Here is a 237-nt window from a genome sequence, read left to right on the forward strand (position 1 = left end):
GTTGGTGTTCGACCAGACCGAGGCGCTCGTGGCCATCGACGTGAACTCGGGCAAGAGCCGCGACGCCCGCGACGCCGAGACCAACGCGCTCGAGACCAACAAGGAGGCCGTCGACGAGATCGCCCGCCAGCTCCGACTCCGCGACATGGGCGGCGTGGTGGTGTGCGACCTGATCGACATGATGGCGGCCAAGAACCGCCGCGCCATCGAGCAGCGGTTCCGCGGCGCGATGAAGAG

The 237-nt window shown here is 68.4% G+C and carries 1 protein-coding gene; it reads left to right on the forward strand.

The window, feature by feature from the left end:
• On the forward strand, positions 1 to 237 hold a 237-nt coding region (locus R0J92_RS26430; protein ID WP_411053870.1), incomplete at both ends, for a ribonuclease E/G.

The organism is Tritonibacter sp. SIMBA_163 (genome assembly GCF_046535935.1).
GTDB lineage: Bacteria > Pseudomonadota > Alphaproteobacteria > Rhodobacterales > Rhodobacteraceae > Epibacterium > Epibacterium scottomollicae.